At 40.1% G+C, this 24357-nt stretch carries 23 protein-coding genes; all 23 read left to right on the top strand.

Annotated features, from left to right (window positions below; genetic code table 11):
- Positions 1-67: 67 nt before the first annotated feature.
- The 23 genes from MK480_RS00080 (at position 68) to msrB (ending at position 24340) form a co-directional block, all read left to right on the top strand.
- Positions 68-2026 carry a peptide ABC transporter substrate-binding protein gene (locus MK480_RS00080; RefSeq protein ID WP_261069976.1) on the top strand — a complete coding sequence of 653 codons (1959 nt, stop codon included), beginning with the start codon at positions 68-70 and terminating at the stop codon, positions 2024-2026.
- A gap of 315 nt (positions 2027-2341) precedes the next feature.
- On the top strand, positions 2342-2797 hold the full coding sequence (locus MK480_RS00085) for a hypothetical protein (protein ID WP_268707005.1): 456 nt from the start codon (positions 2342-2344) through the stop codon (positions 2795-2797).
- Between the two features lie 166 nt (positions 2798-2963).
- Positions 2964-4058: a cystathionine gamma-synthase gene (locus MK480_RS00090; RefSeq protein ID WP_268707006.1), complete on the top strand. Its 1095-nt coding sequence runs from the start codon at positions 2964-2966 to the stop codon at positions 4056-4058.
- Positions 4059-4065: 7 nt separating this feature from the next.
- Positions 4066-5232: a MalY/PatB family protein gene (locus tag MK480_RS00095; RefSeq protein WP_261090159.1), complete on the top strand. Its 1167-nt coding sequence runs from the start codon at positions 4066-4068 to the stop codon at positions 5230-5232.
- A gap of 92 nt (positions 5233-5324) precedes the next feature.
- Entirely contained in the window at positions 5325-8423 is a 3099-nt protein-coding gene (locus tag MK480_RS00100; RefSeq protein WP_268707007.1) for a pilus expression-regulating Snf2 family helicase, read from the top strand.
- Between the two features lie 47 nt (positions 8424-8470).
- Positions 8471-9088 (top strand): divisome accessory protein ZapJ, encoded by a 618-nt coding sequence (locus MK480_RS00105; protein ID WP_268707008.1) that lies wholly within the window; start codon positions 8471-8473, stop codon positions 9086-9088.
- Positions 9089-9098: 10 nt separating this feature from the next.
- Positions 9099-10433 (top strand): UDP-N-acetylmuramate--L-alanine ligase, encoded by a 1335-nt coding sequence (murC, locus tag MK480_RS00110; RefSeq protein WP_268707009.1) that lies wholly within the window; start codon positions 9099-9101, stop codon positions 10431-10433.
- Between the two features lie 9 nt (positions 10434-10442).
- Entirely contained in the window at positions 10443-10898 is a 456-nt protein-coding gene (locus MK480_RS00115) for a GNAT family N-acetyltransferase (RefSeq protein ID WP_268707010.1), read from the top strand.
- Positions 10899-10906: 8 nt separating this feature from the next.
- The gene (locus MK480_RS00120) at positions 10907-11401 is read left to right on the top strand and encodes a GNAT family N-acetyltransferase (RefSeq protein WP_049499017.1); all 495 of its coding nucleotides are present in this window, start codon (positions 10907-10909) and stop codon (positions 11399-11401) included.
- Positions 11402-11480: 79 nt separating this feature from the next.
- Positions 11481-13175, top strand: coding sequence for an endolytic transglycosylase MltG (gene mltG / locus MK480_RS00125; protein ID WP_268707011.1), 1695 nt, complete (start codon positions 11481-11483; stop codon positions 13173-13175).
- Between the two features lie 60 nt (positions 13176-13235).
- Complete coding sequence (greA, locus tag MK480_RS00130; RefSeq protein WP_000818748.1) at positions 13236-13718, top strand: transcription elongation factor GreA; 483 nt, start codon at positions 13236-13238, stop codon at positions 13716-13718.
- Positions 13719-13793: 75 nt separating this feature from the next.
- Positions 13794-15158 (top strand): amino acid permease, encoded by a 1365-nt coding sequence (locus MK480_RS00135; protein WP_049543348.1) that lies wholly within the window; start codon positions 13794-13796, stop codon positions 15156-15158.
- 100 nt (positions 15159-15258) lie between these two features.
- A complete protein-coding gene (locus MK480_RS00140; RefSeq protein WP_080983321.1) occupies positions 15259-15669 on the top strand; it encodes a GNAT family N-acetyltransferase in 411 nt (136 codons plus the stop codon).
- Between the two features lie 382 nt (positions 15670-16051).
- Positions 16052-16897 (top strand): ABC transporter ATP-binding protein, encoded by an 846-nt coding sequence (locus MK480_RS00145; protein WP_080977898.1) that lies wholly within the window; start codon positions 16052-16054, stop codon positions 16895-16897.
- A gap of 15 nt (positions 16898-16912) precedes the next feature.
- Positions 16913-17641, top strand: coding sequence for an ABC transporter permease (locus tag MK480_RS00150; protein ID WP_049543346.1), 729 nt, complete (start codon positions 16913-16915; stop codon positions 17639-17641).
- Positions 17642-18024: 383 nt separating this feature from the next.
- Positions 18025-18234: a helix-turn-helix transcriptional regulator gene (locus MK480_RS00155; protein ID WP_001107500.1), complete on the top strand. Its 210-nt coding sequence runs from the start codon at positions 18025-18027 to the stop codon at positions 18232-18234.
- Positions 18224-18712 (top strand): DUF6773 family protein, encoded by a 489-nt coding sequence (locus MK480_RS00160; protein WP_070842509.1) that lies wholly within the window; start codon positions 18224-18226, stop codon positions 18710-18712. The genes MK480_RS00155 and MK480_RS00160 overlap by 11 nt, the downstream gene beginning before the upstream one ends.
- 114 nt (positions 18713-18826) lie before the next feature.
- Positions 18827-20287 (top strand): nicotinate phosphoribosyltransferase, encoded by a 1461-nt coding sequence (locus MK480_RS00165; RefSeq protein ID WP_268707012.1) that lies wholly within the window; start codon positions 18827-18829, stop codon positions 20285-20287.
- Positions 20284-21108, top strand: a complete 825-nt coding sequence (nadE, locus tag MK480_RS00170) for an ammonia-dependent NAD(+) synthetase (protein ID WP_268707013.1) — start codon at positions 20284-20286, stop codon at positions 21106-21108. Before MK480_RS00165 ends, nadE begins: the two co-directional genes overlap by 4 nt.
- A 108-nt stretch (positions 21109-21216) precedes the next feature.
- Positions 21217-21768, top strand: coding sequence for a GNAT family N-acetyltransferase (locus MK480_RS00175; protein ID WP_268707014.1), 552 nt, complete (start codon positions 21217-21219; stop codon positions 21766-21768).
- A 162-nt stretch (positions 21769-21930) separates the two neighbouring features.
- Entirely contained in the window at positions 21931-22641 is a 711-nt protein-coding gene (ccdA2, locus tag MK480_RS00180; RefSeq protein WP_268707015.1) for a thiol-disulfide oxidoreductase-associated membrane protein CcdA2, read from the top strand.
- A 13-nt stretch (positions 22642-22654) separates the two neighbouring features.
- Positions 22655-23218, top strand: coding sequence for a redoxin family protein (locus MK480_RS00185; RefSeq protein WP_077805372.1), 564 nt, complete (start codon positions 22655-22657; stop codon positions 23216-23218).
- 9 nt (positions 23219-23227) lie between these two features.
- Positions 23228-24340, top strand: a complete 1113-nt coding sequence (msrB, locus tag MK480_RS00190; RefSeq protein WP_268707016.1) for a peptide-methionine (R)-S-oxide reductase MsrB — start codon at positions 23228-23230, stop codon at positions 24338-24340.
- Positions 24341-24357 lie beyond the last annotated feature (17 nt).

The following is a 24357-nucleotide window of genomic DNA, read 5'->3' on the forward strand; positions in this document are numbered from 1 at the left end:
AAACTATTGACTAAATAAAACCTATAATGTATAATAAGACAAATATTTAAATCAGGAGGTTCTGGAGATGAAAAAGTCTAAGGCCAAGTATGCAACGCTTGCAGGTGTCGTGTTAAGTGCAGGTATTTTGTTAAGTGCCTGTGGAAATTCTAGCACAGCATCAAAAACATACAATTATGTTTACTCAAGTGATCCATCTAGTTTGAACTATCTAGCAGAAAATCGTGCAACAACTACTGATATTGTGACCAATCTGGTAGATGGTCTCATGGAAAATGACCAGTATGGAAACTATATTCCATCTTTGGCAGAGGATTGGAGTGTTTCTCAAGACGGTTTGACCTATACCTACAAACTTCGTAAGGATGCTAAATGGTATACTGCAGATGGAGAAGAATATGCTCCTGTAACTGCCCAAGATTTTGTCACTGGTTTGAAATATGCAGCTGATAAAAAATCAGAAGCCTTGTACTTAGTGCAAGAATCCGTTGCAGGTTTGGATGACTATATCACTGGTAAAACAAGCGACTTTTCAACTGTCGGAGTCAAGGCTCTTGATGACCAAACCGTTCAATATACCTTGGCACGACCAGAACCTTACTGGAACTCAAAAACAACCTCAACTATTCTCTTCCCAGTCAATGCAGATTTCTTGAAATCAAAAGGGGATGATTTTGGGAAGGTAGAGCCATCTAGCATTTTGTACAATGGACCGTTCTTGATGAAATCCTTTGTTTCAAAATCAGTCATCGAATACAAGAAAAATCCTAACTACTGGGATGCTAAAAATGTCTTTGTAGATGATGTCAAATTGACTTATTTTGATGGTAGTGACCAAGATGCGTTAGCACGTAATTTTACCGAAGGTGTTTATAGCTATGCTCGTCTCTATCCGAACAGTTCAAGTTTTGAAGGAATTAAAGAAAAGAATAAGGACAATATCATCTATAGCATGCAAGATGCTACATCTTACTTCTTAAACTTCAACTTGGATAGGAAATCTTATAAATTCACTTCCAAGACAAGTGATGCTGAAAAGAAATCGACTCAAGAAGCGGTTCTTAACAAGAACTTCCGTCAAGCCATTAATTTTGCCTATGACCGTACAGCTTACGGGGCCCAATCTCAAGGAGAAGAGGGGGCAACTAAGATTTTGCGTAACCTCGTCGTTCCTCCAAACTTCGTAAGTATCAATGGCAAAGACTTTGGTGAAGTAGTAGCCTCTAAGATAGTCAACTATGGCAAGGAATGGCAAGGAATCAACTTTGCAGATGCCCAAGATCCATACTACAATCCAGAAAAAGCCAAGGCTAAATTTGCTGAAGCTAAGAAAGAACTCCAAGCCAAAGGAGTCCAATTCCCTATACACTTAGATAAAACTATAGATTTGGCTAATAAGGCTGAAATTCAAGGAATCAATTCCATGAAGCAATCAATAGAATCTGTCTTAGGTGCAGATAATGTTGTGATTGATGTTCATCAACTTTCTACAGAGGACTATGATAGTTCAGGTTATCTTGCTCAAACTGCAGCTCAGAAGGATTATGATCTTTACAATGGTGGTTGGACTGCAGACTATCAAGATCCTTCAACCTATCTTGACGTCTTTAACGTTAATTCTGGTGGTTTGATGCAAAATCTAGGTATAGAGCCAGGTGAAGCCAATGACAAGGCTAAGGCTGTTGGGCTGGATGTCTATACTCAAATGCTGGAAGAAGCCAATAAGGAACAAGATCCAGCTAAACGTTATGAAAAATATGCAGATGCCCAAGCTTGGTTGGTAGATAGCTCTCTAGCAATTCCAAACGTTTCACTGGGTGGAACACCAACGTTGAGAAAAATTGTTCCTTTCTCAACACCATATTCATTGGCTGGTAATAAAGGGGTTGAATCATATAAATACCTCAAATTACAAGATAAGACAGTTACAAAAGACGAATATGAAAAAGCCAAAGAAAAATGGCTGAAAGAAAAAGAAGAATCCAATAAAAAAGCCCAAGAAGAATTGGCAAAACATGTCAAATAAGGATTTTTCAAGAAAAACGATGGTTTCGAAAGAAGCTGTCGTTTTTTAATAGAATAACGTTAAATTCAGATTAAAAACGCTTACATTTTTTAGATTGTTTATTTGAATTATGATATAATAAATATGATGAAAATATAAAAAGTTACTTTCGAAATCCTCTTCCAGCGTTAATGGAAGTATGCACATGCTAGGGTAATGTTATAGGAGGGATGCTGTCTACTAAAAAAATAAGATAAAATGCAACAAATGATAAGTTCTTCTTTTATGTGAAGAGTTCTTATCTGCCTATTTACTAATCGTTATGGAGGTAACATCATGGGCGCTATTATGGAGTTTGCAACAGAAAAACAGATTGAATCATTTCTCTCAACTTGCCACATTGAAGGACAAAAGAATTTTCTTATGGTCTTTAAGAAAAAGACATGGCTGAAATCCTTTATTGATTTTTTCATTATAGGTGGTTCCTACTATGTTCAGTCGAGTGTGAAGCTTAAAATTCTAGCATTCACACCTAAGGGGATTTACTTGATGGACATCAGTGATGTAACAGAAAATCATTCTAATCACGTCGTGGAGATGCCTTGGGATGACGTTAAAGATTTTACTTATCAGACAGTCTTGAATACAGTTAGGCTGAACTGGAACTATCAAAATGAATCCTTTATTTTTTCTGTGGATGTCGGTCAGATTAGTCAGCGTCTGGGCCAGTATCAATTTAACAAAGAACATTATGACTATTTAGCCCAACACGATTTCTTTCAGTCGAAATAAAACTCTAGTAATCATGGCTACAAAAGAATCTGGAAGTTTTTCTGGATTCTTTTTTGGCTTTACTCGATAAGTATATAGTTTGAAACTATAACTAGCTCTTGAAAAGAAGAAAATGAGTTGATGAAAATAAGTGGTACAATAGTTACTATAGATTTGGAGGTATTGTATGAGCAAGGAATTACACATTAACACAATTTTGGCCCAGGCGGGTATCAAGTCAGATGAAGCGACAGGAGCTTTGGTGACACCGCTTCATTTTTCAACGACCTATCAGCATCCAGAGTTTGGTAAATCTACTGGATTTGACTATACGCGCACCAAAAACCCAACTCGCAGTAAGGCGGAAGAAGTCTTGGCGGCTATTGAGTCAGCAGACTATGCCCTAGCTACTAGCTCAGGAATGTCAGCTATTGTACTGGCCTTTAGCGTCTTTCCAGTAGGAAGTAAGGTCTTGGCTGTCCGTGACCTTTACGGTGGTTCTTTCCGCTGGTTCAATCAAGTGGAGCAGGAAGGCCGTTTCCATTTCACCTATGCCAATACGGAAGAAGAGTTGATTGCCGAGTTAGAAAAAGATGTGGATGTTCTCTATATCGAAACCCCAACCAACCCCTTGATGTTGGAATTTAATATTGAAAAACTAGCAAAATTGGCTCATGCTAAGGGTGCCAAAGTGGTGGTGGACAATACCTTCTACAGTCCTATCTACCAACGTCCGATTGAAGATGGAGCAGATATCGTCCTTCATTCAGCAACTAAGTATCTAGCAGGTCACAATGATGTCTTGGCTGGAGTGGTTGTGACCAATAGTTTAGAACTATACGAAAAATTCTTCTACAATCTCAATACGACAGGGGCAGTCTTGTCGCCATTTGATAGTTATCAATTGATTCGTGGTCTCAAGACCTTGTCTCTTCGTATGGAGCGTTCAACAGCTAACGCCCAAGAAGTGGTTGCCTTTTTGAAAGATTCTCAAGCAGTCAAGGAAGTTCTCTATACTGGTCGTGGGGGGATGATTTCCTTTAAAGTAGCGGATGAAACACGCATTCCACATATTTTGAACAGTCTTAAGGTCTTCTCTTTTGCGGAAAGTTTAGGTGGGGTGGAAAGTCTCATTACTTATCCAACGACACAAACTCACGCTGATATTCCAGCAGAAGTGCGCCATTCTTACGGTTTGACAGATGACCTCTTGCGCTTGTCTATTGGGATTGAGGATGCTAGAGATTTGATTGCAGATTTGCGCCAAGCATTAGAAGGATAAGACAAAGATGGGAAAATATGATTTTACAAGCCTGCCAAACCGTTTAGGGCACCATACCTATAAATGGAAAGAAGCAGAAACGGATAGTGAAGTCCTACCAGCTTGGATAGCGGATATGGACTTTGTAGTCTTGCCTGAAATCCGCCAAGCTGTGCAAACTTACGCTGATCAACTGGTTTATGGCTATACCTATGCCAGTGAAGAGTTAATTAAGGAAGTTCAAAAGTGGGAAGCCACACAACACGGTTACCACTTTGACAAAGAGGCTCTTGTCTTTATCGAGGGTGTGGTACCAGCCATCTCAACAGCTATTCAAGCCTTTACAAAAGAAGGCGAGGCGGTTTTGATTAACACACCTGTCTATCCACCCTTTGCTCGCAGTGTCAAGTTGAACAACCGTAGATTGATTACCAATTCTTTGGTGGCAAAGGATGGTCTGTTTGAGATTGACTTTGATCAACTTGAAAAGGATTTGGTGGAAGAGGAGGTCAAACTCTATATCCTCTGCAACCCTCACAATCCTGGTGGACGTGTGTGGGAAAAGGAAGTGTTGGAGAAGATTGGTCAACTCTGCCAAAAACACGGTGTTCTGTTAGTTTCAGATGAGATTCACCAAGATTTGGCCCTTTTTGGTCACAAGCATCATTCCTTCAATACTATCAATCCTGACTTTAAAGAATTTGCTATTGTCTTGACTAGTGCCACTAAAACCTTTAACATCGCTGGAACAAAAAATTCATATGCAGTTATTGAAAATCATAAGTTGCGAGTGGCTTACCAGAAACGCCAGTTGGCCAATAACCAGCATGAAATTTCAGGCTTGGGTTATTTGGCGACAGAAGCTGCCTATCGATACGGTAAAGATTGGTTAGAGGAACTCAAGCAAGTCTTTGAAGACCACATCAATTATGTGGTGGATTTATTTGGAAAAGAGACTAAAATCAAGGTCATGAAACCGCAAGGAACCTACTTGATTTGGCTTGATTTTTCAGCCTATGACCTGACTGATGAAACATTACAAGAGCTTTTGAGAAATGAAGCCAAGGTTATCCTCAATCCTGGTTTGGATTATGGGGATGAAGGAAGTCTTCATGCCCGCCTCAATGTAGCCATGCCTAAATCTCTACTGCAAGAAGTTTGTCAGCGGATTGTGACGACTTTTGCCAAACGTTAAAAATCCAGCCTTCTAGGAGAAAAGTATCCCTAGAAGGCTATTTTCATAGGGGAAAATATGGTATAATAAAAAGATAAGGTAAAGGTAAAAATATGGCTAAATTGATTCCGGGGAAAGTCCGTATCGAAGGCGTTGCCCTTTATGAAACCGGTAAGGTTGACATTATCAAGGAAAAGAACAATCGGCTCTACGCTCGCGTTGCAGAAGAAGAACTGCGCTATAGTTTAGAGGATGATTTGGTTTTTTGTGCCTGCGATTTTTTCCAAAAGAGGGGCTACTGTGTGCATTTGGCGGCTCTGGAGCATTTTTTGAAAAATGATGAGCGTGGTCAGGAAATCTTGCAGAGTCTGGAAGAAGGTCATGAGGAAAAAGAGGCCGTTGAAACCAAGGTGACCTTGGGTGGAAAATTTTTGGAACGAATCTTATCTCCAAAATCAGACCGAACCTATGAGTTGTCAGCTGTGGGTCAGGTGGAAGCAGGAAGCAATCATATCTTGTGGACTCTGAGAATCGGGCAAATCAATAGCCAAAAATACTACGTCATTCGGGATATTCCGCTCTTTTTAAAAGTCGTCGAGAAGAGAAAACCTTATATGATTGGTAAAACTTATGAGGACTCTCTGTCTTGGGAAGCCTTTAATGAGGAAAGTCAAGAGCTTCTGACTTTCTTACGCGGACTAATGGAGGAAGGACTAGCTCCAGACCTTTTTTTTCAAAACCAAGGTCGGCATCTCTTTTTTCCTCTGACCTTTTTTGAGCAGGGTGTGAATTTACTGATGGCCTTGCCCCATTTTCAATTTGACCATCAAGTGGATAGTTACCAAACCTTGCTTTTTCAGGATATGCATGCTGATGCCAATCTATTTGCCTTTACAGTAACAGAATACTCGGATTATTTTGAAATGGAAATCAGTGAGAGTCCTAGGGTCAATGTCTTTTATCAGGGAGCTGTGCTTTTCCATAAAGGACAGGTTTATTTTCTAACAGACCAGCAAATGCGTCTTCTCAAGGAAATCAAAGCGCTACCTTTGGGTCAAGATGGAAAGAAATACCTGCAATTTGATAGTAGTGACCGCGATAAGTTGGCTTCCTGTTTAACTCTTTTTAGCCAGATGGGGACCGTTTCAGCTCCAGAACGTCTACATATCAAAACTTTTGAGCCCTCTTTTTACTTTGACAGGGAAGAGGATAATCGGATTCGTTTAGAGATTCAGTTTGATTATGGAGATAAGCAGATATCTAGCCGACAAGAGTTAGAAGAATTACCATTTTCGAGTGATGCTGACTTAGAAGAAAGAATCTTCCAAGTCTGTTTGGCAGCTGGTTTTGAAGCAGATTTTCAATCTTGGCGTCAGGCCTTAAAAGCGGAATCTGTCTATCATTTCTTCCATGAAATCATTCCAGTATTTGAAAAACTCGGAAATGTTGAGCTATCAGACAAGTTAGAAGAGCTTTATAGTTTAGCAAGTCCTCAAGTGCAGATTGCCTCCAAGGGAGGTCTCTTGGAAATCCAGTTTGATTTTCAAGATATCGCCCAAGAGGAAATTGACCAAGCCATGCAGGCCTTGGTTGCCAACAAGGATTTTTACATTGATTCGTCCAATCAAGTCTACTTTTTCGATGACGAAACCAAGAAAATTCGCCAAAATCTACAGGAATTAGGGCAATTTGAGTTAAAAGATGGGGCCTTGCAGGCTCGGAAATCCTTGGCCTACAGTTTAGCTCATCTTTTTGAAGGGCGAGACCGTGTTTCTTTTTCACAGGAATTCCAGAATCTGGCCCAGGATTTGACGCATCCAGAGGACTTCCCTAGACAGTCAACTCAGGTTAAGGCTGACTTGCGTGATTATCAGGAAAAGGGAATCGGCTGGTTGCAGATGCTCCATCATTATGGTTTTGGTGGGATTTTGGCTGATGATATGGGACTTGGTAAAACCCTGCAGACTATTGCATTTTTGACTAGTCAAGTGACAAAAGAAAGTCGGGTTTTGATTCTCGCTCCGTCGGGTTTGATTTACAACTGGGCAGATGAATTTCAGAAATTTTCCCCACAGTTGGATGTGGCTGTTGTTCATGGTTTGAAAGCTAGTCGTGAAGAGATTCTTGCTGAGAGTCATCAAATCTATGTGACGAGTTATGCTACCTTCCGTCAGGACAGTGATCTTTATCAGGGGATGGCCTTTGACTTCCTTTTCTTAGATGAAGCTCAGGTCATGAAAAATGCCCAGACCAAGATTGCCCAGACCTTGAGACAATTTGTAGTACCGTCGGTCTTTGCCTTGTCAGGAACTCCTATTGAAAATCATCTGGGTGAGTTGTGGTCTATTTTCCAAATTGTTATGCCAGGACTCTTGCCAAGCAAGAAAGAATTTATGAAATTGCCAGCTGAGCGAGTAGCTCAGTTTATCAAGCCTTTCGTTATGCGACGCAAGAAAGAAGAAGTTCTGACTGAATTGCCAGATTTGATAGAAGTGGTTTATAAGAATGAACTGGAAGACCAGCAAAAGGCTATTTACCTAGCCCAGTTGCAACAGATGCGGGACCGTCTGGCTCAAGTTTCAGACCAGGAATTTCAGCGAAGTCGAGTGGAAATCTTGTCTGATCTGATGCGCTTGCGCCAAATCTGTGACACCCCTGCCCTCTTTATGGAGGATTATCAGGGTGCCAGTGGTAAACTGGATAGTCTCCGGGACCTGCTGGTACAGGTAGCAGATGGCGGACACCGTGTCTTGATTTTCTCGCAGTTCAAGGGAATGTTGGAGAAAATTGAACAAGAATTGCCAGACTTGGGCATGACTTCCTTTAAAATTACGGGTTCAACCCCAGCCAAGGAAAGACAAGACATGACCAAGGCCTTTAACCAAGGGGAGAGAGATGCCTTTCTGATTTCCCTTAAGGCTGGTGGTGTCGGTCTGAACCTGACAGGTGCTGATACAGTTATCTTGGTTGACCTTTGGTGGAATCCTGCGGTGGAAGCGCAAGCTATTGGCCGTGCCCATCGGATGGGTCAGGAAGAAACGGTTGAGGTCTATCGTTTGGTGACCAAGGGAACCATTGAAGAGAAAATTCAGGAACTCCAAGAACAGAAGAAACATCTGGTGTCTCAAGTATTGGACGGAACAGAGTCACGTGGCAGTCTGACCCTAGCAGAAATTAGAGAAATTTTGGGAATTTCTGAAGCCAGCACTTGAAAAATCAAGACAATACGCTATAATGAAGTGTTGAAAGGAAATAGAAAATGAGAGAAGAACGATTTCCATTGGTCTCAGATGATGAGGTCATGCTGACTGAGATGCCGGTTATGGACCTCTATGATGAATCTGACTTTATCAGTAATATCAAGGGAGAATACCGTGATAAGAATTATCTGGAGTGGGCCCCTATTACTGAAGAAAAACCAGTAAAACCGATTGAAAAGCCAGTAGAGAAACCTAAGAAGTCTGGTTTAGGAGTAAAAAAAGAAGGAAAGAGCTATGCGGAGGTGGCGCGTGAAGAAGCGCGTGCGGATTTGAAAAAGAAACGCTCAGCAAGCTATCTGACTAAGGATATTACTCCTACAAGACGCCATTCTCAGCCAAATTTAGTTAGACAGGGCAATCAACCTACTGCACCTTTTCAAAAGGAAAATCCTGGTGAATTTGTTAAATATAGTCAAAAATTGACCCAGTCTCATTACATCTTGGCGGAAGAAGTGAACAATATTTCGACTCAAGCTGAGCCAAAAGAAACTTCAGGTCCAAAGAAAAACAACTATGATTTTCTGAAGAAGAGCCAAATCTACAATAAAAAGAATCAACAAAAAGAACAAGAACGTCAGGTTGCCCAAGAGTTGAATCTGACAAGAATTACGGAATAGGGGAGAAAACATGTCAAAGACATATCATTTTATCGGAATTAAGGGATCAGGGATGAGTGCCTTGGCCTTGATGTTGCACCAAATGGGGCATAAGGTACAGGGATCAGATGTTGAAAAGTACTACTTTACTCAACGTGGTCTTGAGCAGGCAGGGATTACTATTCTTCCTTTTGATGAAAAGAATCTAGACGGTGACATGGAAATTATCGCTGGAAATGCCTTTCGTCCAGATAACAACGTTGAAATTGCCTATGCGGACCAAAATGGCATCAGCTACAAACGTTACCATGAGTTCCTAGGTAGCTTTATGCGTGACTTTGTCAGCATGGGAGTAGCTGGAGCGCATGGAAAAACTTCAACTACAGGTATGTTGTCTCATGTCTTGTCGCACATTACAGATACGAGCTTCTTAATCGGAGATGGGACAGGTCGTGGTTCGGCCAATGCCAAATATTTTGTCTTTGAATCTGACGAATATGAGCGCCACTTCATGCCTTACCACCCAGAGTACTCTATTATCACCAACATTGACTTTGATCACCCAGACTATTTCACAAGCCTAGAGGATGTTTTCAATGCCTTTAACGACTATGCTAAACAAATTACTAAAGGTTTGTTTATCTACGGTGAAGATGCTGAATTGCGTAAGATTACGTCTGATGCACCAATTTATTATTATGGTTTTGAAGCAGAAGGTAATGACTTTGTCGCTAGTGATCTTCTTCGTTCAACAACTGGTTCAACCTTCACCGTTCATTTCCGTGGACAAGACTTGGGGCAATTCCACATTCCAACCTTTGGTCGTCACAATATCATGAATGCGACAGCCGTTATTGGTCTTCTTTACACAGCAGGATTTGATTTGAACTTGGTACGTGAACACCTGAAAACATTTGCCGGTGTTAAGCGTCGTTTCACTGAGAAAATTGTCAATGACACGGTGATTATTGATGACTTTGCCCACCATCCAACAGAAATTATTGCGACCTTGGATGCGGCTCGTCAGAAATACCCAAGCAAGGAAATTGTAGCAGTCTTCCAACCGCATACCTTTACAAGAACCATTGCCTTGTTGGACGAATTTGCCCATGCTTTGAACCAAGCGGATGCAGTTTACCTAGCGCAAATTTATGGATCTGCTCGTGAAGTAGACCATGGTGATGTTAAGGTAGAAGACCTAGCCAATAAAATCAATAAGAAACACCAAGTGATCACTGTTGAAAATGTTTCTCCACTCCTAGACCATGATAATGCTGTCTATGTCTTTATGGGAGCAGGAGATATCCAAACCTATGAATATTCATTTGAGCGTCTCTTGTCTAACTTGACAAGCAATGTTCAATAGGACGTTCTCATGGAAATTCCAATTAAGATTATTCAGGCAAGTAAGTCTGATTTGGCTGAGATAGAGGAACTTCAGGCTTCATCTTTTCTAGCTGAAAAGCAGCAACCTTCCCATATTTTAGAAGAAAGTATCCGTAAGTGTGCGGATACCTTTCTTCTAGCTAGGGATGAAAATCAGCTTCTGGGCTATGTTCTAGGTGGTCCTTACCCACACAATCCGAAATGTCTAGAAATACATTCTTTAGTCATCGAGGCTGACCATCAGAGACAGGGATTGGGAACGCTTCTTCTTGCGGCTTTGAAAGATGTGGCAGTTGAGCTGGATTACAAAGCTATTCGTTTGAAGAGTCCGGATGAGTTGCTTTCCTATTTTGAAATGAACGGTTTTATTGATGAAGAAGAGACAGATTCGCTTTATGCAGCTAGTCAATGTTTTAGTATGATTTGGTTTAATCTCTTTTTTTAGGAGGCACAATGGAAATTAGGAAAGCAAGATTAGAAGATTTAGATCATATCGTTGAGATTGAACTAGAAAATTTTTCGATCGAAGAAGCCATTCCTCGCTCTGTTTTTGAGGCGCATTTGCGAGAAATTCAGACCTCTTTTCTAGTTGCAGAAAAAGAGGGTAAGATTATTGGTTATATAGAGGGACCAGTTGTCCCCCACCGCCATCTGCAAGATCAGTCTTTTACAGAAGATATACAAGATTATAGTCATGAGCCTGGTGGTTATATCTCTGTGACCTGTCTTTCTATTTCCAAGGAGGCACAGGGAATAGGACTAGGTCAGAAATTGCTAACAGCTTTGAAAGAACTAGCTCTTGAACACGAAAGAGAAGGCATTAACCTAACCTGTCATGACTATCTCATTACTTACTACGAAAAACATGGATTTGTCAATGAAGGCCAGTCCCAGTCAACCTTTGCAGGGGAAACATGGTATGATATGGTCTGGGAAGCTAAAAAATAAGCTAGAAAAGCATGCTAGGTTGCTTTTCTTTCGTTTTTAAGATATAATATTATGGATTGTCAACGAGGAGGATAAACTTTTGAGTGAAAAGCCAAGAGAAGACGAAAAATTAAGCTTTAAAGAGCAGATTTTACGTGATTTAGAAAAAGTAAAACGTTATGAAGGGATTCGCCAAGAGGCCACTGAACTTGCAGAGAAAAAAGAAGCTCTATTTGTTCCTGAAATAAAACTCGCAGATGAAGATGTTATGGTTGCATCCCTATCAGCTGTTGAAAAAATTATGGAGAATGCACCACGTGTTCCAAAACATCCTAGTGAGGATATGCCTGCATCACCGGCAGATGAATCAAGAGTAGAAGCTCCGATTACTCCTCGTCACCCTAGTCAAGATGTTCCAGCTTCACCAGTTGAAGCAAGTCCATCAAGACCGGTTCCAGGGCCAGAGACTAATCGTCCACAAAAGGTCGAAGAAGATTTCAACGTAACTCCAACAAGAGTAGCTGTTTCTTATAAGACTGAAGCTAAAAAAGTGCCTCAGAAAGAAGTAACAAAACCAGAACCAGTTATGGAAACGGAAGCTGTTGAAGTCATTTCTGAAACTCCGAGTCGTAGTCGTCGTGAGACAGTTAAACCAGTCAAGAAGAAAAAATCACATTTGAAGGCTTTCTTCATTTCTCTACTGATTTTCCTTGCCTTGATTTCGGCAGGTGGTTACTTCGGTTACCAGTACGTCCAGTCATCTTTATTACCAGTTGACGCTAATTCTAAGCAGTATGTAACTGTTCAAATCCCAGAAGGATCCAATGTCCAAGAAATTGGCTCAGTACTTGAAAATTCTGGTGTGATTAAACACGGAGTGATTTTTGCTTTTTATGCTAAATATAAAAATTATTCAGATTTGAAGGCTGGATATTACAATTTGCAAAAGAGCATGAGTACAGAGGATATCATTAAGGAACTCCAAAAAGGTGGTACTCCTGAACCTCAAGAACCTTCACTTGCAGATTTAACGATTCCAGAAGGATATACAATTGATCAAATCGCCCAAGCTGTAGGCCAATTACAAGGTGAATTTAAAGAACCTTTGACAGCGGAAGCTTTCTTGGCTAAAGTGCAAGATGACAACTTTATCAGTCAAGAAGTTGCTAAATATCCAAACCTACTCGAAAGCTTGCCAACGAAAGAAAGTGGGGCTCGTTACCGTTTGGAAGGTTATCTTTTCCCAGCGACCTACTCTATCAAGGAAAGCACAACTATTGAAAGTTTGATTGATGAGATGCTGGCAGCTATGGATAAGACCTTGACGCCGCACTATAGTGCAATTAAGTCTAAAAACTTGACAGTCAATGAATTGCTAACAATTGCTTCACTTGTTGAAAAAGAAGGAGCTAAGACCGAAGACCGTAAGTTGATTGCAGGTGTTTTCTACAATCGTTTGAATCTTGGTATGCCACTTCAAAGCAATATTGCAATCTTGTATGCCCAAGGGAAGCTTGGTCAAAATATTAGCCTAGCAGATGATGCTGGAATTGATACATCGGTTAATTCACCATACAATGTTTATACAAAACCTGGTTTGATGCCTGGTCCAGTAGATAGTCCAAGTCAGGACGCGATTGAAGCAAGTATCAACCAAACTAAGAGTGAGAACCTTTACTTTGTAGCCAATGTTACAGATGGTAAAGTCTATTACGCAGTGACACAGGAAGAGCATGATCGTAATGTAGCTGAACACGTCAATAGCAAGCTTACTCAAAATAGTAGTTCAAACTAAGACTACAAAAATGAGAATCTCAGATAGAGATTCAATACTATCGAAAGAAAGTTGAGAAAAATGGCAGAAAAAACATATCCTATGACCCTAGCGGAAAAGGAAAAACTTGAAAAAGAATTAGAAGAATTGAAATTGGTCCGCCGACCAGAAGTGGTAGAACGCATTAAGATTGCCCGTTCATATGGTGACCTTTCAGAAAACAGTGAATACGAAGCAGCTAAGGATGAACAAGCTTTTGTCGAAGGACAAATCTCTAGCTTGGAAACAAAAATCCGTTATGCTGAAATCGTCAATAGCGACTCAGTTGCCGATGATGAAGTAGCGATTGGTAAAACAGTCACTATTCAAGAAATTGGTGAGGACGAAGAAGAAGTTTATATTATCGTAGGTTCAGCGGGTGCAGATGCCTTTGCAGGTAAGGTTTCAAATGAAAGCCCAATTGGACAAGCCTTGATTGGTAAGAAAACAGGTGATACAGCAACTATTGAAACACCTGTTGGTAGCTATGATGTAAAAATCTTGAAGGTTGAAAAAACAGCCTAAAAATAAAAAAAAGGAGTGAGGAGGCAGTGCGCTTCACTCACTCCTTTTTCCATTTTAAATTGAATTGGAGACGTTATGAGTTCAAAGAAGAAAAAAAATAAGATGGAGCGTGGTCTGACCAATCGTCACGTGCAGGTTATGGCCATTGCGGGAACAATTGGAACAGGACTCTTTTTGGGAGCAGGTCGCTCTATCAGCCTAACAGGTCCTTCTATTGTACTAATTTATATGATTACGGGAGCATTCATGTTCCTCATGATGCGTGCGGTTGGGGAAATGCTCTACCAAGACCCTGAGCAACATACCTTTATCAACTTTATCACGCGCCATTTAGGTAAGGGCTGGGGTTATTTCTCGGTTTGGTCTTACTGGCTATCCGTTGTCTTTATCGGTATGGCGGAAATCACTGCTATCTCTCACTACGTCCAGTTTTGGTTCCCTAGCTGGCCAAGTTGGATGATTGAGATTGGATTTTTGACTATTCTAGCCTTGGTCAATTTGATTGCGGTGAAACTCTTTGGGGAAGTTGAGTTTTGGTTTGCGATGGTCAAGATTGTGGCTATTTTAGCCATGATTGCCACAGGAGTCTTTATGGTCTTGACAGGCTTTAAGACACCACATGGAGTAGCAAGTTTGGCCAATATTGCTGACAATTTCTCCCTCTTCCCAAATGGTGGAGTTAACTTTGTCATGGCCTTCCAGATGGTTTTCTTTGCCTACCTCATGATTGAGTTTATCGGGGTAACGACTTCAGAAACAAAAAATCCACGTCAGGTCTTGCCAAAAGCCGTTAAGGAAATTCCTTTGCGTATCGCCTTTTTCTACGGTGGTGCCCTCTTAGCCATCATGGCTATCATTCCGTGGCGTGAACTTGCATCGGCTGATTCTCCCTTTGTTACAGTGTTTGAATTGGCAGGAGTCAAGTGGGCGGCAGCCTTGATTAACTTCGTCGTTTTGACATCAGCGGCATCTGCTCTTAACTCAACTCTCTACTCAACAGGTCGTCATTTGTATCAGATTGCCCATGATTCGCCAAATCGCTTCCTAAAAGCAATTAAGGCAGATACTCTCTCTCGCCACAACGTGCCACAAAATGCCATCATTGCCTCAGCAATCTTGATTGCCCTAGCAGCCTTTATTAACATCTTGCCAGGAGTTTCCGATGCCTTTGCCTTGATTACGGCATCATCATCAGGTGTCTATATCGCCATTTATATCTTGATTATGGTGGCTCACCTCAAGTATCGCAAGTCACCAGACTTTATGGCAGATGGTTATCTCATGCCCCATTATCGTTTCCTAAATCCTTTAACCATGCTCTTCTTTGTCTTTGTCTTTGTAACTCTCTTTCTACAAGAGTCTACATTTGTCGGAGCAATCGGTTCAGCTATCTGGATTATCGGTTTCGGGATTTATAGCCAGTGGAAATTTAGAAAATAGATTTGAAACTCATCAGCTTAGCTTGGTGAGTTTTTGCTAGTTTGACAGTCTATTGAAATAAGACTATAATCAAGCTGTAACAGTGTTTAAGGAGGTTTAGATGTACTTTAGATTGGAAAATAAGGAATCCCATAAATCACAAGAAATAGGGAATCTGATTCGTGTTTATAACCGTTCAAAAAGAGAAGAGGCTGAAAGTGAGCCACTTAATCTTTATGTCGAAGATGAAAAGGGCAATCTCATGGCAGGTTTGATAGCAGAGACTTTTGGAAATTGGCTAGAAATCGAGTATTTATTTGTAAAAGAAGAACTGAGAGGGCAAGGACTCGGTTCAAACCTATTGCAGCAAGCAGAAACTGAAGCTAAGAATCGAAACTGTCGTTTTGCTTTTGTCAATACTTACCAGTTTCAAGCTCCAGATTTTTATAAAATGCATGGCTACAAGGAAGTTTTTACCTTACAAGACTATCCCTACACAGGAAAAAGATTTTATTACCAAAAAGATTTGTAAGGAGAATATGAAATCATAAAGTAAAGAGGGGGCTTGACATAAGTATGGAGGTGGACTAATGGATATGAGTAACTATCGATAAGTAGCAGTTATAATCTACAAATTGTGTCTTTCTAGACGATATTGAGGACAATACAGTCGTAGCTAAGACATTAGATGTGAAATCCTACGATGCTGTAGATGTTTTGAGAAAATTGAATAAGCAGAAAACTCTCTATCATTTAGGTGGTAGAGAGTTTTTTGTTAATAAAATTTTACAAAATGACATTTATATATTGCATTAAGTTAGATATATGATATAATGTTGTTAAAAAGAGGCGCAACTTTTTAAAATTAATGAGAATCAAAGAGAAAACCAAGAATGTTAATGGAGGAATAAAAAATGGAAGTTATAAATGTAAGTAAGCATTATGCTCATTCAATCATTCTCAAAGATATAAATTTTGCACTTAATAAGGGTGAAATTGTTGGTCTAGTAGGGAGAAACGGAGTTGGCAAGAGTACATTGATGAAAATTCTTGTTCAGAATAATCAACCGACTTCAGGGAATATTATAAGTAGTGATAATGTTGGGTATTTAATCGAAGAACCAAAATTATTTTTATCTAAAACAGGTTTAGAGAATTTAAAATATTTGTCAAATTTATATGGTGTTGACTACAATAAAGAAAGATTTGGAAGTTTGATCCAAGAGTTAGATTTGACTCAGTCTATTAATAAAAAAGTAAAGACCTATTCTTTAGGTACAAAACAAAAATTAGCTTTGCTTCTAACTCTCGTTACGGAACCTGATATATTGATTTTAGATGAACCGACTAATGGTTTAGATATTGAATCATCACAAATAGTTTTAGCAGTTCTAAAAAACTTAGCTTTACATGAAAATGTGGGAATTTTAATATCGAGTCATAAATTAGAAGATATTGAAGAAATTTGTGAGAGGGTCCTTTTCTTGGAGAACGGGCTTTTGACATTCCAAAAAGTAGGAAAAGATAGACATAATTGCTTGTTTGAGATAGCTTTTTCATCAGCTACAGATAAAGACATTTTCCTTACCAAACAAGAATTTGGGGATATTGTTCAGGAAGAGGGACTGAAAATTACTATGTCTGGGAATATTCAAAGTAGTGAGCTTTTTAAATTTTTTAACGAAAACTCTATTAAAGTAGTTGATTTTGAAACTAAAAAAGAGACGCTTAAAGATATTTATCTAAATCGTTCAAAATAAAGGAAGGTTATAATCATGAAATTAAATAAATTGAATTTTCTTAAGGAAAATATAAGAGATTTATATTCATCAGGCGTAATATATCTCGGATTGATTATCTCGTTTATACCGCCGATACTGGTTACATTCTTTATTCTAAAGACTCAAGGGACATCACTTGGTATTAAGCATATTTCAAATTTTTATGCTATGCTCGGTATGTTAATGGCTGTTATACATGCTAACCGAATTATTAGCAGGGATTTTTCTAACAATACGATCAGTTTATTTTATAATCAAAAGAAAAATCGGATGATTTACGTCTTGTCTAATTTTCTATATGCCATCTCAGTTTCTATTATTTATGCTTTGAATGGCATTGTGCTACTAGTCATCGTATGTAAATTGGGTGTTCCAGGTGATTTAGGATTAGATTTTATAGTAGCTATTGTAGTCAATACAATTTTGTTAGTCCTATTTTATTTTCTATTATCTTACATTTTCTATTTATACAAATTGAAAAGTGGCTTGATATTTGGTATTTTAGTTGCTTTACTACTCTTTATCCCTAATATATTAAATACGATTATGATGAATACTAGTAATGATTTGTTTATCAAAGCAATTGAACTTCTTCCTTTTTATTCTTTACCTGTATTTGTGGCTTCAAATACGATGTCTATTAGTCAGTATCTTGTGGTAATCACTACAATCATTTTATTGTACTTTTTCACTCTCAAGAAAAGCAAGAAGTATTCATTTTAGTTTCGTTTAGTATTATTTTGCATACTTAAAACCAGCAAAAAATCAGTCATCTTGGTATGCTCCTTCTCTTGCTGTTCACCACGTTTTTGACTTATACTAGACTCATTTCCAAAAGCATTATATAATAGTAATATGAAACCAACTAAACTAAACAAGAAGTACAAGCAATAAAAACTCGTTTAAAAGATTCTACTAAAGCTAATACTAAACAAAAATAAAAGAGTAAACTAGGAAGTTTATTTCAAACAATCCAACATACTGATTTTAGGTTGAAGATAATATTGGAGTGCTAATTAATGAGGTTATAATAAATAGCTGACAGCTTGTGTTAGTTTTGGATTTTTTAAGAGTAGATGAGTATTAAAACTATAAGGAGGACGCAGGTGGCTAAAAATTTAAAATTAAAATTAGCTCGGGTTGAGCTTGATTTAACTCAAGGTCAACTGGCAGAGGCTGTTGGTGTGACACGCCAGACTATTGGTTTGATAGAGGCAGGGAAATACAATCCCAGTCTCTCGCTCTGCCAGTCCATTTGCAGATGTTTAGGGAAAACCTTAGATCAACTATTTTGGGAGGAAGAAGATGGTAAATAAATTTATTCATTATCAATTACTTGACGAAAGAGAAGAACAACTAATCAATAAAGCTGGAGCGGAATCCTTTACCCTCTTCATTGGGCTTGTGCTTCTAAGCTATTTGGTGGCTGTATTAGCTCCCTCTATTTTTAATCCGAATTTTCTAGTCTATACTCTGATAGTAGGAATTTTCTTCTTTTTCAATCGTGCTCGTTATCTGGGAGTGACCTACTATAGTCGTTTTCATTTTACGATTTTGGGTTGTTTTTTACTAACCTTGGCTATTACGGCTCTTTTGATGTTACAGAATTATCAATTCAACATAGAAATTTATCAGCACAATCCTTTGAATGTTAAATACCTGTCTGCTTGGGCAATTACTTATGTTATTTACCTTCCTTGGGTTTTTATCGGCAATCTTGGTCTGAAGAGCTATGGCGAATGGGCTCAGAAAAAGTTTGAACAAGATATGGATGAATTGGAGAGTGGTGAATAACTTGTTACTCTTTTCTCAATCCAGCTAAAATGTGTTATAATAGTACTAATTTATTGGAATACATGAAAGTTCTTAAAATTTTCATGGGTTTCTAGCTAAGGAAGTAGGAAAAGTATGTATCCAGATGATAGTTTGACATTGCACACTGACTTGTACCAGATTAACATGATGCAGGTTTACTTTGACCAAGGAATTCACAATAAAAAGGCGGTCTTTGAGGTTTATTTCCGCCAACAGCCTTTTAAGAATGGCTATGCAGTTTTTGCAGGTTTGGAAAGAATTGTGAGCTATCTTGAAGACTTGCGTTTTTCGGATAGTGATATCGCCTATTTGGAGTCGCTTGGTTATCAGGGGGCATTCTTGGACTACCTCCGCAATTTCAAGTTGGAGTTGACTGTTCGTTCTGCCCAAGAAGGGGACTTGGTCTTTGCTAATGAGCCAATCGTGCAGGTAGAAGGCCCTCTAGCCCAATGTCAGTTGGTGGAAACAGCTCTTTTGAACATTGTCAATTACCAGACATTGGTGGCGACTAAGGCAGCTCGTATTCGCTCGGTTATTGAAGATGAACCCTTGATGGAGTTTGGGACACGTCGAGCTCAAGAAATGGATGCGGCTATCTGGGGAACACGCGCAGCGGTGATTGGTGGTGCCAATGGAACCAGCAATGTGCGTGCTGGTAAACTTTTTGATATTCCTGTCTTGGGGACCCATGCTCATGCCTTGGTACAGGTTTATGGCAATGACTATGAGGCCTTCAAGGCTTATGCTGCGACCCACAAAAATTGTGTCTTTCTTGTGGATACCTATGACACCCTTCGCATTGGGGTACCCGCTGCCATTCAGGTGGCGCGTGAACTAGGCGACCAGATTAACTTTATGGGTGTACGGATTGACTCTGGGGATATTGCCTACATCTCCAAGAAAGTCCGTCAGCAATTGGACGAGGCTGGTTTTACAGAGGCTAAGATTTATGCTTCTAATGATTTGGACGAAAATACTATCCTCAATCTCAAGATGCAAAAGGCCAAGATTGATGTCTGGGGCGTGGGTACCAAGCTGATTACAGCCTATGACCAGCCAGCTCTTGGTGCAGTTTACAAGATTGTTGCAATCGAAGATGAAAATGGCCAGATGCGCAATACCATCAAGCTGTCAAATAATGCTGAAAAAGTGTCGACGCCAGGTAAGAAGCAGGTGTGGCGTATTACCAGTCGTGAAAAAGGCAAGTCAGAAGGCGACTACATTACCTATGATGGTGTGGATGTGAGCGACATGACTGAAATCAAGATGTTCCATCCGACTTATACATACATCAAGAAGACCGTTCGTAATTTTGATGCTGTTCCTCTCTTGGTGGATATCTTCAAAGACGGGAAGCTGATTTACAATCTGCCTAGCTTGACTGAGATTCAGGCTTATGCTCGTAAGGAATTTGACAAGCTTTGGGATGAGTACAAGCGTGTGCTTAATCCACAACATTATCCAGTGGATTTGGCGCGTGATGTATGGCAAGACAAGATGGACTTGATTGATAAGATGCGTAAGGAATCCCTTGGTGAAGGAGAAGAAGAATGAGTTTGCAAGAAACGATTATCCAAGAATTGGGCGTAAAACCAGTGATTGATGCCCAAGAAGAAATCCGTCGTTCCATTGATTTCTTAAAGAGATACCTGAAAAAACATCCCTTCCTAAAAACTTTTGTACTAGGGATTTCTGGAGGACAAGACTCAACCTTAGCAGGACGGTTTGCTCAACTGGCCATGGAAGAACTTCGAACAGAAACGGGCGATGACAGCTACAAATTTATCGCTGTCCGTCTGCCTTATGGAGTACAAGCCGATGAAGCAGACGCTCAAAAAGCCCTCGCTTTTATCCAGCCAGATGTCAGCTTGGTGGTTAATATTAAGGAATCAGCTGACGCCATGACAGCAGCAGTTGAAGCGACAGGAAGCCCTGTTTCAGACTTCAACAAGGGGAATATTAAGGCACGTAGCCGTATGATTGCCCAATATGCTCTGGCTGGTGCCCATAGCGGAGCGGTCATTGGAACAGACCATGCTGCGGAAAATATCACAGGTTTCTTTACCAAGTTTGGTGACGGTGGTGCAGATATTCTCCCTCTTTATCGCCTCAATAAACGCCAAGGGAAACAACTCTTGAAGGAACTTGGTGCAGACCCAGCCCTTTATGAAAAAATCCCAACAGCAGACCTAGAAGAAGACAAACCTGGACTTGCTGACGAAGTTGCACTTGGAGTCACATACAATGAAATTGATGACTACCTTGAAGGCAAAACAATCAGTCCAGAAGCCCAAGCGACTATCGAAAACTGGTGGCATAAAGGCCAACACAAACGCCACCTACCAATCACCGTATTTGATGACTTTTGGGAGTGAAAACCTCCAGTGGAGGTTTTCAGCCTCTCATCTTGAAATAAGAAAGTGAGAGAAGGTCCGGGGGACCTTTTTAGCCCGAGCCTAGAAATAAGAAAACGAGGTAACATTATGAAAGCAATTGGTACGCAAATGATACAGACAGAACGTTTGATTTTGAGAAGATTTGTGGAGAGTGATGCGGAAGCCATGTTTCAAAATTGGGCTTCGTCTCCTGAGAATCTGACCTATGTCACCTGGGATCCTCATCCTGATGTTGAAGTGACTCGGAACTCGATTCGAAATTGGGTTTCATCCTATACCAATCCCAACTATTACAAATGGGCTATTTGTCTCAAAGAAAACCCAGAGCAAGTGATAGGAGATATCAGCATCGTTGAGATGGATGAGAACGATTCTTCTTGTGAAATTGGCTATATTTTAGGAAAAGATTATTGGGATCGTGGTATGATGACGGAGGCCTTGAAAGCTGTGTTAGACTTTTGTTTTACTCAAGCAGGTTTTCAAAAGGTCAGAGCTCGTTACGCCAGTCTTAACCCAGCTTCAGGTCGTGTGATGGAAAAAGCGGGAATGTCTTATCTAAAAACCATTGCCAATGGTGTGGAGAGAAAAGACTACGTTGCGGACCTTATTTATTACCAGATAAGCAGAGAAGACAGATGATTTTCTTTTCTGTTTCCATCAAAGTCAGACCTTGTCTGGCTTTTTTTGCAATATTTTTTACATAACCTGATTAAATTCCTATTTTTCCCTATCATTGTCACTGTTTTTTCTTGAGTTTTGGGGCTATAATAGTCCTATCAAATCAAAGAATGGAGGAAGGCAATGGATAATATAATCTTTTTAATCAGTGTTTTTCTTGCTGGAATTCTTTCCTTCTTTTCTCCTTGTATTTTACCCTTGTTACCGGTTTATGCAGGGGTCTTGTTGGATGACGAAGATGGTGCTCAGGTTTCTAGTGGAAAATATTCAATCTCACTTGTTAGTCTATTGAGAACTTTGGCCTTTATAGCAGGGATATCCTTTGTTTTTATCTTACTAGGCTATGGAGCTGGTTTTTTAGGCAATTTGCTGTATGCTTCTTGGTTTCAGTATGTGACGGGTGCGGTCATCATTCTCTTGGGCTTGCACCAGATGGAAGTCTTACATTTTCAGGGACTCTACAAGGAAAGAAGGCTACAATTAAAGAGACAGGGACAAAAGGGTAACGGCTATAGTCAGGCATTTTTACTGGGGTTGACCTTTAGTTTTGCTTGGACGCCTTGTGTGGGGCCGGTTCTTGGCTCTGTTTTGGCTTTAGCGGCTTCAGGTGGCTCAGGTGCTTGGCAGGGAGCTGGTCTCATGTTAATCTATACGCTGGGTCTAGCACTACCATTTTTGGTTCTAGCTCTTGCCTCCAGCTATGTTTTGAAACATTTCCGAAAACTTCATCCCTACCTTGGAACCCTCAAAAAAGTAGGTGGTTTCCTCATTATCGTGATGGGAATCTTGGTGCTTTTGGGAAATGCTTCCATTTTGACTACATTATTTGAATAGAGAGGAAGAAGAAATGAAAAAATGGCAAACATGTCTCCTTGGAGTCGGCTCAATCTGTTGCTTGGCAGCCTGTTCTGCTAAAAATATGTCAGACGAATCTACTATGAAGGAGCAAACAAAAACAGAACAAGTTAGTTCGCAAACTGCGACTAAAGGTCAGGCGGTTGCTGATTTCGAACTGACGGGAGTAGATGGCAAGACCTACCGCTTGTCTGATTACAAGGGAAAGAAAGTCTATCTCAAATTCTGGGCTTCTTGGTGTTCCATCTGTCTAGCCAGTCTTCCAGATACGGATGAAATTGCTAAAGATGCTGGTGATGATTATGTGGTCTTGACAGTAGTGTCACCTGGACACAAGGGGGAACAAGCAGAATCGGATTTTAAGAACTGGTACAAGGGCTTGGATTATAAAAATTTCCCAGTTCTAATTGACCCATCAGGCAAACTCTTGGAAAGTTATGGTGTTCGTTCTTACCCAACTCAAGCCTTTATAGACAAGGAAGGTAAGCTAGTCAAAACTCAACCTGGTTTTATGGATAAGGATATGATTTTAAAAACATTGAAAGAAATGGGGTAGAGAAAGGTCATGAATGATAAAGTAAAATTGTTTGTCTTGGCAGGGATCTTTTTCCTAGTCATAACCGGTTTCTATGTTCTGTTGATGCGAAATGCAGGGCGGACAGATAGCTCTCAAATTGAGAAAGCGGCAGTTAGCCAAGGAGGAAAAACAGTGAAAAAAACAGAAATTAGTAAAGACGCAGACTTGCACGAAATTTATCTAGCTGGAGGTTGTTTCTGGGGAGTGGAGGAATACTTCTCACGCGTTCCCGGAGTGACAGATGCCGTTTCAGGCTATGCAAATGGTAGAGGGGAAACAACCCAGTACGAATTGATTAACCAGACAGGACATGCGGAGACTGTTCATGTCACCTATGATGCCAAGCAAATTTCCCTCAAGGAAATCCTGCTTCATTACTTCCGCATTATCAATCCAACCAGCAAAAATAAACAAGGAAATGATGTGGGGACCCAGTACCGTACGGGTGTTTATTACACAGATGACAAGGATTTAGAGGTGATTAACCAAGTTTTTGATGAAGTTGCTAAGAAATACGACCAACCTCTAGCAGTTGAAAAGGAGACCTTGAAGAATTTTGTGGTGGCTGAGGATTACCACCAAGACTATCTCAAGAAAAATCCAAATGGCTACTGCCATATCAATGTCAATCAGGCGGCCTATCCTGTCATCGATGCCAGCAAATATCCCAAACCAAGTAATGAGGAATTGAAAAAGACCCTGTCACCTGAGGAGTATGCAGTTACTCAGAAAAATCAAACAGAACGGGCTTTTTCAAACCGCTACTGGGATAAATTTGAATCCGGCATCTATGTGGATGTAGCAACTGGCGAACCCCTCTTTTCATCAAAGGACAAGTTCGAGTCTGGTTGTGGCTGGCCTAGTTTCACCCAACCCATCAGTCCAGATGTTGCCACCTACAAGGAAGATAAGTCCTACAATATGACACGCATGGAAGTGCGGAGCCGAGTTGGAGATTCTCACCTTGGCCATGTCTTTACGGACGGCCCACAGGACAAGGGGGGCTTACGCTACTGTATCAATAGTCTCTCTATCCGCTTTATTCCTAAAGACCAAATGGAAGAAAAAGGCTATGCATATTTACTAGATTATGTAGATTAAGAGGTCTTTCCTAAGCA

The organism is Streptococcus mitis, assembly GCF_026782895.1.
GTDB classification, from domain to species: domain Bacteria; phylum Bacillota; class Bacilli; order Lactobacillales; family Streptococcaceae; genus Streptococcus; species Streptococcus mitis_CB.

Bases quoted from the DNA above. Each gene is read 5' to 3' on its own strand.
- MK480_RS00080 (WP_261069976.1), top strand. From the start codon at position 68: ATGAAAAAGTCTAAGGCCAAGTATGCAACGCTTGCAGGTGTCGTGTTA.
- MK480_RS00085 (WP_268707005.1), top strand. From the start codon at position 2,342: ATGGGCGCTATTATGGAGTTTGCAACAGAAAAACAGATTGAATCATTT.
- MK480_RS00090 (WP_268707006.1), top strand. From the start codon at position 2,964: ATGAGCAAGGAATTACACATTAACACAATTTTGGCCCAGGCGGGTATC.
- MK480_RS00095 (WP_261090159.1), top strand. From the start codon at position 4,066: ATGGGAAAATATGATTTTACAAGCCTGCCAAACCGTTTAGGGCACCAT.
- MK480_RS00100 (WP_268707007.1), top strand. From the start codon at position 5,325: ATGGCTAAATTGATTCCGGGGAAAGTCCGTATCGAAGGCGTTGCCCTT.
- MK480_RS00105 (WP_268707008.1), top strand. From the start codon at position 8,471: ATGAGAGAAGAACGATTTCCATTGGTCTCAGATGATGAGGTCATGCTG.
- murC (WP_268707009.1), top strand. From the start codon at position 9,099: ATGTCAAAGACATATCATTTTATCGGAATTAAGGGATCAGGGATGAGT.
- MK480_RS00115 (WP_268707010.1), top strand. From the start codon at position 10,443: ATGGAAATTCCAATTAAGATTATTCAGGCAAGTAAGTCTGATTTGGCT.
- MK480_RS00120 (WP_049499017.1), top strand. From the start codon at position 10,907: ATGGAAATTAGGAAAGCAAGATTAGAAGATTTAGATCATATCGTTGAG.
- greA (WP_000818748.1), top strand. From the start codon at position 13,236: ATGGCAGAAAAAACATATCCTATGACCCTAGCGGAAAAGGAAAAACTT.
- MK480_RS00135 (WP_049543348.1), top strand. From the start codon at position 13,794: ATGAGTTCAAAGAAGAAAAAAAATAAGATGGAGCGTGGTCTGACCAAT.
- MK480_RS00140 (WP_080983321.1), top strand. From the start codon at position 15,259: ATGTACTTTAGATTGGAAAATAAGGAATCCCATAAATCACAAGAAATA.
- MK480_RS00145 (WP_080977898.1), top strand. From the start codon at position 16,052: ATGGAAGTTATAAATGTAAGTAAGCATTATGCTCATTCAATCATTCTC.
- MK480_RS00150 (WP_049543346.1), top strand. From the start codon at position 16,913: ATGAAATTAAATAAATTGAATTTTCTTAAGGAAAATATAAGAGATTTA.
- MK480_RS00160 (WP_070842509.1), top strand. From the start codon at position 18,224: ATGGTAAATAAATTTATTCATTATCAATTACTTGACGAAAGAGAAGAA.
- MK480_RS00165 (WP_268707012.1), top strand. From the start codon at position 18,827: ATGTATCCAGATGATAGTTTGACATTGCACACTGACTTGTACCAGATT.
- nadE (WP_268707013.1), top strand. From the start codon at position 20,284: ATGAGTTTGCAAGAAACGATTATCCAAGAATTGGGCGTAAAACCAGTG.
- MK480_RS00175 (WP_268707014.1), top strand. From the start codon at position 21,217: ATGAAAGCAATTGGTACGCAAATGATACAGACAGAACGTTTGATTTTG.
- ccdA2 (WP_268707015.1), top strand. From the start codon at position 21,931: ATGGATAATATAATCTTTTTAATCAGTGTTTTTCTTGCTGGAATTCTT.
- MK480_RS00185 (WP_077805372.1), top strand. From the start codon at position 22,655: ATGAAAAAATGGCAAACATGTCTCCTTGGAGTCGGCTCAATCTGTTGC.
- msrB (WP_268707016.1), top strand. From the start codon at position 23,228: ATGAATGATAAAGTAAAATTGTTTGTCTTGGCAGGGATCTTTTTCCTA.